7 protein-coding genes are annotated in these 14147 nt (G+C 41.5%); 3 read left to right on the plus strand and 4 right to left on the minus strand.

What is annotated here, in order from left to right:
* Positions 1 to 27: 27 nt before the first annotated feature.
* From H5164_RS13325 to H5164_RS13340, 4 genes are all read right to left on the minus strand, one after another.
* Positions 28 to 2295 (minus strand): EAL domain-containing protein, encoded by a 2268-nt coding sequence (locus H5164_RS13325; protein WP_182756619.1) that lies wholly within the window; start codon positions 2293 to 2295, stop codon positions 28 to 30.
* Between the two features lie 220 nt (positions 2296 to 2515).
* Positions 2516 to 3730 carry an RsmB/NOP family class I SAM-dependent RNA methyltransferase gene (locus tag H5164_RS13330; RefSeq protein WP_124015948.1) on the minus strand — a complete coding sequence of 405 codons (1215 nt, stop codon included), beginning with the start codon at positions 3728 to 3730 and terminating at the stop codon, positions 2516 to 2518.
* Positions 3731 to 4011: 281 nt separating this feature from the next.
* Positions 4012 to 5277, minus strand: coding sequence for a sugar MFS transporter (locus H5164_RS13335; RefSeq protein WP_124015947.1), 1266 nt, complete (start codon positions 5275 to 5277; stop codon positions 4012 to 4014).
* A gap of 170 nt (positions 5278 to 5447) precedes the next feature.
* Entirely contained in the window at positions 5448 to 7079 is a 1632-nt protein-coding gene (locus H5164_RS13340; protein WP_182756621.1) for an alpha-glucosidase, read from the minus strand.
* Between the two features lie 507 nt (positions 7080 to 7586).
* On the opposite strand from H5164_RS13340, the gene H5164_RS13345 reads away from it, so the two are divergent.
* From H5164_RS13345 to H5164_RS13355, 3 genes are all read left to right on the plus strand, one after another.
* A complete protein-coding gene (locus H5164_RS13345) occupies positions 7587 to 10307 on the plus strand; it encodes a TonB-dependent receptor (protein ID WP_182697184.1) in 2721 nt (906 codons plus the stop codon).
* 115 nt (positions 10308 to 10422) lie between these two features.
* Positions 10423 to 11961, plus strand: coding sequence for a tryptophan halogenase family protein (locus H5164_RS13350; RefSeq protein ID WP_182756623.1), 1539 nt, complete (start codon positions 10423 to 10425; stop codon positions 11959 to 11961).
* A gap of 86 nt (positions 11962 to 12047) precedes the next feature.
* Positions 12048 to 13967, plus strand: coding sequence for a glycoside hydrolase family 13 protein (locus tag H5164_RS13355; protein ID WP_182756625.1), 1920 nt, complete (start codon positions 12048 to 12050; stop codon positions 13965 to 13967).
* Positions 13968 to 14147: the final 180 nt, after the last annotated feature.

Raw genomic sequence — 14147 nt, forward strand, 5'->3', positions numbered from 1 at the left:
ATTCTGGGTAATTGACGTTCTGCCGTTCTATTTTAATCTTGCTATTGATTCGGCTTGTTTAGCTAACAAATCGAAAAACGCCTCTTGTGGCATCGGTTTATGAAAGTAGTAACCTTGTACAGCGTCTATGTTTTGCTGCTTAATAAAATCAAGCTCTGCTTCGGTCTCCACTCCTTCAGCAACAATCGATAAGTCTAATGCACGACTCATGCTAACAATGGCTTCAATTAAGGATTTGTGACGTGAACCTGATGAAATTCGTTGAATGAATGATTTATCAATTTTGATTTGATCAACGGGGAAGTTAACTAAATACGATAAAGAAGAATATCCGGTACCAAAATCATCTACCGAAATCTGCATGCCGCGATGCCTTAGATCTGTCAGTAACTGATTTATGCTGTCTTGTTGCGTCATCATTAATGATTCTGTTATTTCAAGGGTAAGCAGAGAGTAAGGAAAAACGTCAAGCCCAAATTGTTGCTGTAACACATCAAAGTAAGCGGCAAAACGATGTTGTAAATCAGTATTCCAAAACTCAATAGTGGACACGTTAATGGATAACGGGATAGTAAAATCACTTTTTTGCATCGCGACAATACTTGTTAACGCTTGCATTCTTACCCACTCACCGATTTGGACAATTAGCCCAGACTCCTCTGCAATAGGAATGAACTCATCAGGGGAAATAAACTGGTCATCATGTATCCAGCGTAACAAGACTTCAGCTTTGGTAATTTGAGCAGTAAAAGGATTAACAATTGGTTGATAATACAACTGAAATTCATTTTGGATTAATGCGGTTTTGAGGTAGAGATGCAGTTCAGCATTTCTTTCGGCATCTTTTTGAATTTGTTGATTAAAAAACTGCATACAATTACGGCCATGCGCTTTGGCACTGTACATAGCTTGAGTGGCACAATTTAATATTTGTTCAACATTATCGGCATCATAAGGATAACGAGCAAGACCGGTACTCATTGATAACATCATATCTTGGTCGGCAATAATAAAATGCTTTTTTAACTCATCAGTGATGTTGTTAAACATACTTATCAATGACTCAGTACACATTTTTCCCGGTATGACCAAGGCAAATTCGTCAGCGGCAATACGGGCAATAAGGACATTCTCGGGAATTGTATTTAACAAACGTTGCGCGACTAATTTGAGAACCAGATCACCGTTATCATGGCCAAACGTATCATTAATTTGTTTGAAGTGATCAATGTCCATCAGCATCAAACTGAATTCTTGCTTTTTACCATCAATACTATTTTTGCACTTCATTGCTTGCAGAGTTTCAAACAAGTACTTGCGGTTTGACAATCCGGTTAATTGATCATAATTAGTTTGGAAACTTATTATTTTCTCAGCATTTTTACGTGCAGAAATATCAGTAATTAGCCATGCAAAACAATTTTGTTGAGTAAAGGTATCTCTAATAACCGTCACATTGAGCGCTATGTCAATGATATCATTATCAGTTTTAAGTCCTTTTAACTCCCCTTTCCAAGCATGCCCGCGTTTTAAATGTTCAAATAAATCTGCAACCTCCTCCGCTTTGGAGTGGCTTAAAAAGCGATGAACATCGAATAACTTAAGATTGGCATAATAGGTAGATGTTAACGACTTAAAAACAGGGTTAGCAGACAAAACGACATTATCTTCACTGGTGATCACTAGCGAGATAGGCAAACTGTTAAATATTGTGCTGCTTAAACGTTGAATATGCATGCCACGACTGCGTTCAATGGCTAAACTGGCCAAACGTGCCGCCTCTTGAATTAAGTATAAATCTAGCTCTGAAGGCGATTTAACCGTGTCATAATACATGGCAAACGTGCCGAGTACTTTTTGATTGCTGTCTTTTATCGGTTCTGACCAACACGATTTTAATCCCGCTTTAAGCGGTAATTCTTTATACTTTGTCCAATTGGGATGATGTTCAATATCTTCAACAATCACTCTTTCACAGGTATATGCCGCTGCACCACAAGAACCGACATCAGCGCCGATCTCAACACCGTTAATGGCATTATTATATTCTTCAGGCAGATTTGGCGCCGCCCCGAATAGTAGACGTTTACCGTCATCACTCAATAACAGCACAGATGCTCGAGTGCCTATCTTTTGAGCTTCAATCAACAATATTAAGGCGTGGAGCATTTCGCCTAATGGAAGGCCCTTTAGTACCATATCAAGTATTGCACTGTAACGCTCAATACTCGATTCACGAAAATCGGCTTGAGGCGTATCTTCTATGAATTTATTGATATGCGGACCTATATCCATAACACTCCAACATCACAACGAATGATTCGACATACTTTTTATAATACACATAAGATTATGCATTTGTGAGAATATTATCAATATATTAACGTTTTTTTAATAAATTAATTACACCTAAACCCTAAATATTCCCCATAAAAAAACAGCACAATATTTTTGCGCTGTTTTTAAGTGATTAATAATCAATGTCGTGCTTGTAAAAAAGAGTAATGATGAATAACTATTCTGCTATCCGTTCCATCTTAGCTAGATAGAAGCCATCAAAACCACGTTCCGACACTAAAATATTTTCATCTTCTATCAGCGAAAACTGCGGATTTTCAGCTAGAAAAGCATCCACTTGATGACGATTTTCTTCAGGCATAATTGAGCAAGTTGCATAAATTAACATGCCGCCCACTTTCACCATGCGGCTATAACTTTGTAAAATATGCTTTTGTAACTCAATCAATACCGGCAAGCGCTCTGGAGTATCACGCCATTTTGAATCCGGATTTCGTTTCAATACCCCAAGCCCAGAACAAGGGACATCTAACAATACCCTGTCTGCGGTTAATTTTAAGCGCTTAATGGTTTTCGAACTGGCGATAATCCGCGTTTCAACATTATGAGCACCTGCACGTTTAGCGCGTGTTTTAAGATTATCGAGTTTCCATTGCTCAACATCCATGGCTAACAAACGGCCTTTACCCTGCATCTGTGCAGCAATGTGTAAGGTTTTGCCGCCCGCACCAGCACAAGCATCAACAACTCGCATACCCGGTTTTGCGCCAACGGCATCGGCAACCAATTGCGATCCGGCATCTTGTTGTTCAAACCAGCCGTCTTTAAAGGCGTCAGTTCGAAACAGTGCAGAGTCAGAAGTTACCTCAATTGCAGAAGCCACATCATCCAAAGGTACAGCTGTTACACCTTCTTTTTGTAAGCGACTGATCAATTTTTCACGGTCACATTTAAGCTCATTAACGCGTAAATACCGTTTTGGTTGCTCGGCAAGTGCTGCACGTTCAGCTGGCCATTTATCACCTAATTGTGCTTGTCCAAGTAAGTCTAGCCATTGTGGACAACCGTCCCAAAGCACAGGATCCATTTTGGCCTGTTCAAGGTTAGCATCAAATTTCGCTTGCTCAATCTGCAATGAATACTGCATTTTGGGTAAATCTAAACCGTGAAAGACGTGCCAACCGTTAAGTAACTTCGATCCTAAACGATCGAATTCTTCCGGTTCAATATCCACCAGAAAACAATATAAGTTTAATCGACGTAAAATATCGCCAGTGACCTGCGTGATCCGCGCTTGCTCTGATGGGTTAAGCGTTAAACCAGAAAAATGCTCTGAGTAAGCTCTATCTAATGGTTTTCCTCGGGTTAACACCATAGTAAGTACATTTAAGACTAACTCTGATGAACTGCCTGACAACGGATAAGTCAACATGGGGGCTCTCTATCTAAGATTACGTTCAATTTAAAAACGTGCTGATCATAGGGATTAAAACACTTGATAGCAAGGCAATATCGGCCTTTGTCCCTTCAGTTGGGTGATTAAATCAGTCATTTCGTCAATCCATTTAACGTCAGTTTATTGCTTCAACTCATTCGGACTCTGTTTGCGAGTTATCCTCAAGATAAACCACAGACCAATGATATATTGCTTTAAATAAAAAAGCGGCCCGAAGCCGCTTTTTCATCATGACATAAGTGAGTGTTTACACGACACTACATTCTTGAGCCTTTAGCACCATAAAAGACAATAAAGGCATAACATACAACCGGCAGAATAAACGCCAATTGCAGCCCCATATTATCGGCCAACACCCCTTGTAACAGTGGTAAAATCGCCCCACCGACAATCGCCAAACATAAAATACCACTTCCTTGAGAGGTATGTGGACCTAAATCTCGTAGCGCTAAACTAAAGATGGTTGGGAACATGATTGAATTGAATAGACCTACAGCCAAAATTGACCACATGGCCACGGCACCACTGCTGTTCATAGCAATCAAAACCAAAGTCGCTGCGACACAAGCATTAAACGCTAATAAGGTCCCTGCAGGAATTTTCTGCATGATCACAGAGCCCACAAAACGGCCAACCATGGCGCCGCCCCAGTAGTAAGTAATGTACTTAGCGGCATCAGCTTCTTGCAAACCTGCAATTTGTTCTTCACCTAGAAAACTCACTAAAAAGCTGCCAATTGAGACTTCAGCACCAACATAAACAAAAATACCAATTGCTCCCAGGACCAAGTGAATGCTTTGTAATGCGCTAGTTTTACCATTGTGAGTTACCACACCAGTATCAGAAGTATCATTGTGTTCGGTAATCTTAGGTAAATTAAGCTTGGCAAAAATTAAAGCCAGCAAACCGAGCATTGCAGCAAGAATTAAATAGGGCAGCTTAACCACTTCAGCTTCGGCTTGGGCGTGATCCAGTCCATCTAATGCACCTGACGCTACCGACAAAATTAATACCGCGCCAAAAAAGGGGGCCACCGTGGTGCCAAGGGCATTAAAGGCTTGGGTTAAATTTAAACGACTTGAGGCTGTTTCAACTGATCCTAACGCATTCACATACGGATTAGCTGCCACCTGCAAGATAGTTATCCCTGATGCCAATACAAATAATGCACCTAAAAATAATCCGTAAGTTGCAAATGCAGCAGCAGGATAAAACAGTAAACAACCGATACAGGCAATAATAAGCCCTGTGACGATACCTTTTTGATAGCCTAATTTTTTGACTAACTTACCGGCTGGTAATGAAACTAAAAAATAGGCGCCAAAGAAACAAAATTGAATCAACATGGCTTCAGTGTAATTTAACGAAAATACAGCTTTTAAATGAGGAATTAAAATATCATTTAAGCAGGTAATGAATCCCCACATGAAAAATAATGATGTCAGTGACACGAGCGCAAAGCGGTAATTACCACTATTGCCTGTTTCTGTTGTTTCAAGGGTACTGTGAATTGCTGTAGCCATAGGGAGATCTCTTCTTAATGATTATTGTTATACTACTGTTTTTAATCGTTAAACTCACTATCACATCCGCTATGATAGTGTAAAACTTTATCGCCGATATACTGAAAATAGTTCAATCAAAAAATAAACCAAAAAAAACCGAAATACAGCAGTATTTCGGCTTAGTCATGCTATCCAAGTAGGCCATAAAAACTGGCGAAGCTTGGCAACACAATAGTTGCAGGGTCCAGTACATCTTGCGCGCCACAGAGTAACCCATGATCGTCTATAATTGAAGACAATCGTAACTCATTTAATGCAAAAGTTTGTTGCTCACCACACAAATTAAACAACACTAGCATGCGCTGATCATCTTGACTGCGGATGAAGGCTAACACATCAGGATGACTGTCGATAAAGGTAATATCACCCTCAATCAGTAAATGTTGCTTTTTGCGCCACTGTAAAAAATGACGGTAACTTTGCAAAATCGAATCTTGATCAGCTTCTTGCACATCCACAGCACTATTATTATGTGCAGGATCAATAGGTAACCAAGGCGTTGCTTCACTAAAGCCTGCATTAGCAGCCCCTTTTACCCAAGGCATCGGGGTACGGCATCCATCACGACCTTTAAACATCGGCCAAAAGGCAATACCAAAGGGATCTTGTAACTGGTCATATTCAATTGAGGCTTCAGTTAACCCCAGCTCTTCCCCTTGATAACTGCACACACTGCCACGTAATGAAAATAACATCGCATTGAGCATTTTCACCATTGTTGGGTTCACGCTGGCTTTACCCCAACGAGACGCAACCCGTTTAACATCATGATTACCTATGGCCCAACATGGCCAGCCATCACCAATACTAGCTTCTAGTTCTTCCACGGTTTGACGAATATAAGCCGCGCTAAAGTCATCGGTTAACAACTCAAAACTGTAGGCCATATGTAATCGGTCATCACCTTGAGTGTATTCAGCCATAGTGGCTAACGAGTCTTCAGATGACACTTCACCTAAGGTGACGGCGCCAGGATAACGATTAATTAACGCCCGCAGCTGTTCAATAAAGCCAACGGTTTGCGGCCGAGTATTATTGTAATAATGATATTGGTAAGCATAAGGATTATCTTCACTGAAACCACGGCCTTGGCGCTTATCTTTGGGTTTAGCAGGGTTGTCACGTAATTGTTCATCGTGGTAACAAAACGTAATCGCATCGAGGCGAAAACCGTCAACACCTTTTTTGAGCCAAAACTCAACATTGTCTAATACCGCTTGACGAGCCTGAGGACAGTGGAAGTTTACATCCGGCTGACTTTTGAGAAAGTTATGCAGATAGTATTGCTGACGACGAGGTTCCCACTCCCATGCACAACCACCAAAAATGGCGAGCCAGTTATTAGGCGCACTGCCATCGTCTTTAGGATCAGCCCACACGTACCAGTCAGCTTTGTCATTGTCTCGGCTTTGACGACTTTGCTCAAACCAAGCATGTTGGTCTGAAGTATGGCTTAGCACTTGGTCAATCACGACCTTGATATTTAACTGATGGGCTTTTTCGATAAGCTGATCGAAATCAGCCATGGTGCCAAACAGCGGGTCAATTTCGAGATAGTCGCTGATGTCATAGCCAAAGTCTTTCATTGGCGACTTAAAAAACGGCGAAATCCAAATTGCATCAACATTCAGGCTGGCAATATAATCAAGTTTAGCAATGATGCCCTGCAAATCACCAACACCGTCACCATTAGTATCCATTAAACTGCGAGGATAAACTTGATATATCACTCCGCCGCGCCACCAACTGACCTGACCCATTGCATCCCCTTAGAAGTAAGTTAACCCTGAAATAAATCGACGAGTTACCTTGATGTTGCGACTGCGTAACAGTTCGCTAGTGTTTTTTTATTACCCCGAGGATACGTGAATAAGGAAATCAGGTTCAATACACCTGCATACGTATGCAAAGAAATAATTAGCTTGCAACATACAACTGAAACGCCATAAGCCTCATTAATACAACGAATTAAGTATGATACCAAGCCCCACTCAGTTGTTTCAAAATTGTAAAAAACTGTCACTAATTAGCCATGATTAGCGCTGAATACGTATGCATAATATTGTCGGCAAAACTGAACTGGGAGTAGTATCGTCACTGTTGTGCAACAATTTGGTCATAACTTCAGCACTTATGCAGTCACTTACAAAAGTTAATTAAGCATGCTGAGGTAAAAACACAATAAAGAATGTAACCAAAAATCAAAAGGATACTAACACTCAACTTGTACTTTACGTTGTTAAGTATCCACAAAAGGGGAAATATTGATGTTGCTATTTAAACCGAGCCTACTCACGCTGGCGTTAGTTGCAGCAGGTGCAAGCATGACTGCTTACGCTGCTGATGACGTAAATACTACGGCAACTGCCGACGAAAATATTGAAGTGGTAAAAGTCACAGGTATTCGTCGCAGCTTACAAGAATCACAATCACTAAAAATGTCTTCGTCATCAATTGTTGAAGCCATTTCAGCCGAAGACATCGGTAAATTACCCGATGTTAGTATTGCAGAATCACTCGCCCGTTTACCTGGCGTATCAGCACAGCGCCTTGATGGCCGTGCTAACGTTATCTCTATCCGTGGTTTAGGTCCAGATTTCACTACTGCAACATTAAATGGTCGCGAGCAAGCCTCGGTAAACGATAACCGTGGTGTTGAGTTTGACCAATACCCTTCTGAATTATTAAACCGTGTGGTGGTATACAAAACACCAGATGCTTCTGTCATGGCGCAAGCCATCGGCGGCACGGTAGATATGCAAACGATTAGCCCGTTAACTCATGGCGAACAAACGATAGCCATGTCGCTTCGCGGCGAAATGAACGACTTAGGCTCACTTAATAGTGGTTCAAGCGATACCGGTTACCGTGGCAGTATTTCATATATTGACCAGTTTGCTGATGACACCATAGGTATTGCCCTAGGTTATGCCCGCATGATGTCGCCTAACCAAGAAGAACGCTGGCAGGCATGGGGTTACCCAGAAAATGATGCTGGTGACAGTGTTTTAGGTGGCGCAAAACCATTTGTGCGTTCAAGCGAATTAGAACGTGATGGTGTATTAGCAGTATTTGAATACGCACCTAACGAAAAATTCACTTCAGTTGTTGATATTTACTATACAAAATTTACTGATGATCAACGTTTACGTGGTATCGAAATCCCTGCTGCTTGGGGCACTAATGGCGGCGTAACATCGACCACTGCTGAAGACGGTTTAGTCACTCAAGGAACCATTAATGGTGCCGAAGTCGTTGTGCGTAACGATGTTAACAAACGAGATGCTAAATCGCTTGCGATTGGTTGGAACAACAAGTTTACCATCAATGATAACTGGCGCGTAGAAGCTGATATTGCCCTATCAAAAGCAGAACGTACCGATATTGGTATGGAAAGCTACAGTGGCACAGGCCGTGGAACCGGCGTCGGCGCAGTGGATGACTTAGGTTTTAACTACAATGGAAATGGCGGCTACGACTTCACCCATAGCCTTAACTATGCAGATCCTAATGTCATTAAATTAGGTGATCCACTCGGTTGGGGCAGCCCACTGGGCGCTAATACTCAAGACGGTTTTATTAACAAGCCTGAAATTGACGATGAGCTTAAATCATTCCGTTTAACAGCAGAATACGTGTTTGATGAAGGTGCAGTGCGCAGTGTCGAGTTTGGTGTTAACCGCACTAATCGCGATAAAAGCAAACTTGATAAAGGTTATTACCTGACTTTAGCGGGCTATGACGGATCTGATAATTACTTAGAGACCGTTCCTGAACAGTATTTACTATCACCAACTTCACTTGATTTCTTTGGCATGGGTGACGTACTAAGTTATGACTCATTAGCGTTTTATAATGCTGGTGGTTATACCGAAACTGACGTAGCAGATGTGGATTTATCACGTGCGACTAACTCTTGGGCTGTATCAGAAGAAGTCACCACGACTTATGTTAAAGCCAATATAGAATCTGAATTGTTCGGTTTTCCTTTAACGGGTAACGTCGGTATTCAAGCTGTAAACACAAACCAAAACTCAGACGGTACAGTGGCCACAGTTGAAGATGGCGTTGTGACTTTAACGCCTCGCACTGCGGGTGACTCTTACCTTGAATGGTTACCTAGCATGAACTTAGGCTTTGAAGTTGCCGATGGTCAAATGTTACGTTTTGCTGCTGCACGTACGTTAACCCGTGCTCGTATGGACAAAATGAACGCTAACGTTAACTTTAGCTACACTCAAAACCCTAATGATGGTGTTAACTGGTCTGGTGGGGCTGGTAATCCAGAACTACGTCCTTGGTTAGCGCGTCAATACGACATTAGCTATGAAAACTATTTTAGTGACCAAGGTTATTTCTCATTAGCAGTGTTCTACAAAGACTTAGAAAACTACGTTTATGATCAACAAACTAACTTTGATTTCAGCACTATTTTACCACAGAACCCAGGTGACAACCCAATTGGTAATGTTAGCCAACCTTTAAATGGTAATGGCGGTTATGTACAAGGTATTGAGGCCTCGTTATCAATCGACTTTGGTTTGTTTGCTGATTCTCTAAGTGGTTTTGGTACTATCTTAAGTGGTTCGTACAACGACAGCGAAGTAAAAGAAACTGCAGACAGCGATCCAACGACTCTGCCTGGTCTTTCTGAAAAAACCTTCAATGCCACTGTTTACTATGAAAACTCAGGTTTCGAAGCTCGTATCAGCTCTCGTTACCGCAGTGACTTCTTAGGTGAAGTGACTAAAATCAGTCTTCAACGTGAAAACGTTAACATCAAAGCAGAAACGGTTGTTGATGCGCAAATTGGCTATGACTTTACTGAAAGCGGTATCGATGCGCTATACGGTTTATCAGTACAGTTCCAAGTGAATAACTTAACCAACGAGCCATTTACGTCTTACACTGGTGATGACCAACGTTTAGTGCGTGATTATCAAAACTACGGTCGTAACTTTATGTTAGGCGCAAACTACAAGTTCTAATGGGCTTGTAGAATGTACTAAACCGACAAAAAAGCCTCTGTAACCTATTACAGGGGCTTTTTTACTTTATCGGGTTCAGTAAAAATAAATCCCAAATAGTTAAAAGGCGATAACAATGGATCAAACGATAATAAAAAACATTGTCATTGTAGGCGGCGGAACGTCGGGCTGGATGACCGCAGCAATGTTAGCCAAGTTGTTTAACAAACAACTCAACATCACCCTTATTGAATCCGACGCCATAGGTACTATCGGTGTGGGTGAAGCCACTATCCCGCCACTGCAGATATTTAACAGTGTACTTGGGATTAGTGAAACTGATTTTATCAAAGCCACCCAAGCCACTTATAAATTGGGTATTGAATTTCAAAATTGGCATCAACAAGGCGAAGCTTATATGCACGCCTTTGGTAATATTGGCCGTGACCTAGGCTTTACCTCATTTCATCATTATTGGCTTAGTGCTCAGGCCAATCTTTCTCCAAGCAATCCTTCTCAAGCCAATGGCAGTCAATATAATGCCAATGACTTTTGGCAATACTCGCTTAACTATCAAGCGGCCAAACACAACAAATTTCAACCCATTCAAACCATTGCTCAAGCACAAATGAGCGGTATTACCCACGCGTACCACTTTGATGCAGGCTTATATGCCAACTTGCTATGCCAATACAGTGTTCAACGTGGTATCAATCGAGTTGAAGGCATTATTACCAGCACCGAACTTAGCGTCGATGGCAGTATAAAAAGTGTCACCTTACAAAATGGTCCTTGTATTAGTGGCGACTTATTTATTGATTGTTCGGGTTTTAGTGCATTATTAATTGAACAGGCATTAGGCGTCGAATACGAAAACTGGCAGCATTGGCTACCTTGTGACAGCGCATATGCAGTGCCTTGTGAAAGCACCTCTCCCCTTACGCCTTACACTAAAGCCACTGCCCACCATGCTGGTTGGCAATGGCGTATTCCACTGCAACATCGCACAGGCAATGGCATTGTATATAGCAGCCAACATATGAGCGACGAACAAGCAAAACAGCATTTATTAGCCAACCTAGATGGAAAACCCTTAGCCGAGCCGCGTAAAATAAACTTCACCACTGGCAGGCGCGTCAAGCAATGGCATAAAAACTGCGTGGCTATTGGCTTATCGAGTGGATTTTTAGAACCGTTAGAGTCCACCAGCTTACATTTAGTCCAATCAGCAATCATTCGTTTAACTAAATTATTTCCACGAAACGGTATTCAACCCCAGCACATTGATGAATTTAATCGCCAATCACAAACTGAGTTTGAGCAAATCCGCGACTTTATTATTTTGCATTACCATCTTAATGCAAAACAATCTGCCGACAATGAACGCGGTTTATGGCAGCAATGTCGCGATATGGATATTCCCGAAAGCTTGCAACATAAAATCGATTTATTTAAAGCCACAGCAACAGTTTTCAGGCATCAAGATGAATTGTTTACTGAAGCAGCCTGGATCCAGGTGATGTTAGGACAAGGCATTATTCCAGAGGATTATCATCCGCTTACACAAGCGGTCAGCCAAGACGATTTAACCGACTACTTAACTAATATCCGTAAGGTTATTAACACCACTGTGAGTCAAATGCCGAGCCATAAAGACTATATTGCAACGCTGTAACTGGTTTATAACAACATGATTTAATTATCTTTAGCGACTAATTAACCGTCATCAATAAACAACAAAAAAATACAGGATGAATAACTATGTCATTTCATTACCCCCATTTAGCACAAGCCTACCAACAACACCTGGGCAGGTTAGCATCAAGCTTCTTACTCGGTTGTGCATTGAGCACATATGCCATGTCGGCCAATGCAACACTCAGTGTCGAGCCAATGTCATGGTGGGCAGGCATGCAACAACCCCAGCTACAACTATTGCTTACGGGGGAAAATATTCGTGAAAGCCAAGTTAAATTAATTAAGGCTCAAGGTGTCACGCTGATTAATGTCGAGAGAACTGATAGCAATAATCATCTATTCGTAAATTTGGATTTAAGCCAAGCTAAACCACAACAATTGATCTTAGGCTTATTTAAAGATGATCAATTAATTGAACAATTTGATTATGAGCTACAAACCCGCAAAAAAGACTCACGAGATCGCCAAGGCTTTAGTAATAAAGATGTGATTTACTTAATCACCCCGGATCGTTTTGTTAACGGTAATCCAGACAATGATAATCAGCCAGACATGCTTGAAAAAGCTGACCGCAGTTTTGATGGCGGTCGCCATGGCGGTGATATTTTGGGGATCCGCAAAGCACTGCCCTACTTACATGACTTAGGTGTGACCCAGTTATGGATAAATCCACTGCTTGAAAATAACCAACAAAAGTATTCTTATCATGGTTATTCCACCACCAATTTCTATCGCATAGATCCACGTTTTGGCAGCAATGAAGAATACCAATCACTCGTAGAAGAAGCGCAATCATTTGGTATTGGGATCATTCAGGATGTCGTGGTTAATCATATGGGATCAGGCCATCAGTGGATGAGCAGTATGCCGAGCAACACCTGGATTAATGGTCAATCACGTTGGCTAAAAGATCCAACCGATGTCAGTTACTCAAGCCATAGACGCACTACAGTACAAGATCCTTACTCTGTGAATGCAGACAAAACTGATTTTAGCGACGGATGGTTTGACGTCACCATGCCAGACCTCAATCAACGCGATCCACACATGGCAACATACTTAATCCAAAATAGTATCTGGTGGGTCGAATATGCAGGGCTGAGCGGTATTCGCGAAGATACTTACTCTTACGCAGATAAAGCGTTTTTAACTGCTTGGTCAAAAGCCATTATGGATGAATACCCTCATTTTAATATCGTTGGTGAAGAATGGAGCAGTAATCCAGTGACGGTGAGCTACTGGCAGGCAGGAAAGAAAAATGCCGATGGTTATCAATCTTTTGCACCTAGCATGATGGATTTCCCGCTTTACGACACGCTCATATCCAGCTTAACTAAAGAAGAAGATTGGGGAGCTGGCTTTATCGACCTTTATCAAATGTTGGCTAACGACGTGGTGTATGCCAATCCAAGTCAGTTAGTGTTATTTGAAGGTAATCACGATACTAACCGTATTTATAGTTTAATGAAAAACGACATTGAACTGTACAAAATGGCCATGGCTTATGTGCTCACCAGCAACCGTATTCCGCAAATATTTTACGGTTCAGAAATAATTATGCAAAGCCCTGCAGAAGGCCGTAACGACGGCGCTGTTCGGGGTGATTTTCCGGGTGGCTGGCCACAAGACAGTGTCAATGTGTTTACAGGAAAAGGCTTGGATCCACAACAAACTGAAGCACTGACCTTTGTGCGTACATTACTCAATTACCGTAAAAACTCGTTAGCGATTCAACAAGGTAAATTGCAGCACTTTGTGCCACAGGACGGTATTTATGTCCAAAGCCGTCATCAAGGCAATGAAACCTTGCTGGTCATCTACAATAAAAATACCCAAGCCGTTGAGCTTGATTTACAGCGCTTTAAACCTGCTATTAATGACAATACTATCGGCGTTGATATTATCAGCAAACAATCGTATTCATTATCCAAGCCACTTTCGTTGGCTAACAAAGGTGTCACTATACTTAAACTTGAACGCTGATATGTAGACGATTCAATCATTAAGGTACTGCAAATTATGGCGTGTTTCTATTGTCTTCAATACAAACACGCCAATAAAAACAATAAAAGAGAGACTCATGGGCCCCATCACCAAACCGTTAGTAAGCCAACTTCACATTCACCTACCGTCACCAAGCGTAAAAGTGTTGGTTATCGCCTG

Source organism: Shewanella sp. SG41-3, from assembly GCF_014164545.1.
Classification (GTDB): domain Bacteria; phylum Pseudomonadota; class Gammaproteobacteria; order Enterobacterales; family Shewanellaceae; genus Shewanella; species Shewanella vesiculosa.

What these genes read in the sequence shown, in the direction of transcription:
- H5164_RS13325 (WP_182756619.1), bottom strand. Translation starts at nt 2,295, where the DNA reads ATGGATATAGGTCCGCATATCAATAAATTCATAGAAGATACGCCTCAA.
- H5164_RS13330 (WP_124015948.1), bottom strand. Translation starts at nt 3,730, where the DNA reads ATGTTGACTTATCCGTTGTCAGGCAGTTCATCAGAGTTAGTCTTAAAT.
- H5164_RS13335 (WP_124015947.1), bottom strand. Translation starts at nt 5,277, where the DNA reads ATGGCTACAGCAATTCACAGTACCCTTGAAACAACAGAAACAGGCAAT.
- H5164_RS13340 (WP_182756621.1), bottom strand. Translation starts at nt 7,079, where the DNA reads ATGGGTCAGGTCAGTTGGTGGCGCGGCGGAGTGATATATCAAGTTTAT.
- H5164_RS13345 (WP_182697184.1), top strand. Translation starts at nt 7,587, where the DNA reads ATGTTGCTATTTAAACCGAGCCTACTCACGCTGGCGTTAGTTGCAGCA.
- H5164_RS13350 (WP_182756623.1), top strand. Translation starts at nt 10,423, where the DNA reads ATGGATCAAACGATAATAAAAAACATTGTCATTGTAGGCGGCGGAACG.
- H5164_RS13355 (WP_182756625.1), top strand. Translation starts at nt 12,048, where the DNA reads ATGTCATTTCATTACCCCCATTTAGCACAAGCCTACCAACAACACCTG.